Here is a 1,185-nt window from a genome sequence, read left to right as displayed (position 1 = left end):
CCTGTCCTGGTCGAAAACGCTGCCACCGGCTGTGACCTGTGTTTTAGGCGGCGGGTCGGTACTCGCTGAGCAGTCCTCCGAGGCGTCGCCTGCGTGTGATCCGGATCGGCGGGGTGGGCAATGGGATCACCTTCGGGTCGTCATCGGGCGCGCGTAGCTCAACGCCCTGACCTTGGTGGCTGCGGCCGGTGTTGTAGTGCTCGACGTAGGTGTCGAGCACGTGGTGGAGGTGGCGGCGGCCGGTGATGAGCATCCGGTCGGTGCACTCGCGGCGGACGGCGGAGATCCACCGTTCGGCGATCGCGTTCATCCGCGGCGTCTGCGGCGCGGTGCGCACGACGTCGACGCCGATCGAGGCGAACACCGCGTCGAATGCGGCGGTGAACTTGGCGTCTCGGTCGCGGATCAGGTGGGTGAACCGGCGTCCGGCACCGTCAAGATCCGTGGCTAGGTTGCGGGCCATTTGGGTTGCCCAGGCTCCGGTCGGGTGGTCGGTGACGCCGAGCAGGTGGACCCGGCGGGTGCGGTGCTCGATCACGAAAGCCGCGTACAGGCGCTTCAGGACCACGGTGTCGACGTGGAAGAAGTCGACCGCGAGCAGACCGTCGGCCTGGGCGCGCAGGAACGTCCGCCACGTGTCGCCGCGACGGGACGGTGGCGGGATCCGGCGGTTGCGTAGGATCCGGCGGATGGTGGAGGCAGCGACGCAGTGTCCGAGCCGACGCAGCTCGCCTTGGATGCGGACCACGCCCCAGGTCCGGTTCTCCGTCGCCAGGCGCGCGATCAGCGCGGTGATCTCGTCACTGATCGGTGGCCGACCCGGCGGCTTCGGCTGCCGCCACCGCGCGGTGATCAGCCTGCGGTGCCAGCGTAACAACGTTGCAGGCGTGACAATCCGGTGGGCGCGGAGCGTCTTGGGAAGCATCCGGGCAAGCGCGGCCAGGACCGCGCGATCCGGCCAGGACAGGCGAGGCCTCGGATTGTTCCGTCGCAGCACAGCGACCTCGTGCCGTAATGCGAGGATCTCCACGTCTTTCGACGCCGATGACCGAGCGAACAGGGCAAGCCAGGACAGTACGTGGACAAGGAGCCGATAGACCAGACGACCAGACACGCTTGCTGATCGTCGGGCGTCACGATTGCCCAGGTCAAACCGGGGTTGCCGCATTCTCGACCAGGACAGGC

At 68.0% G+C, this 1,185-nt stretch carries 1 protein-coding gene; it reads right to left on the bottom strand.

From position 1 onward, the window contains the following. Positions 1 to 43 precede the first annotated feature (43 nt). Positions 44 to 1,114: an integrase core domain-containing protein gene (locus EIZ45_RS47295; RefSeq protein WP_134736129.1), complete on the bottom strand. Its 1,071-nt coding sequence runs from the start codon at positions 1,112 to 1,114 to the stop codon at positions 44 to 46. Positions 1,115 to 1,185: the final 71 nt, after the last annotated feature.

The organism is Amycolatopsis sp. CFH S0740 (assembly GCF_004522315.1).
GTDB lineage: Bacteria > Actinomycetota > Actinomycetes > Mycobacteriales > Pseudonocardiaceae > Amycolatopsis > Amycolatopsis nivea.
Note: the sequence above shows the minus strand (reverse complement) of the source record. Positions and strands in the feature narration are given on the sequence as shown.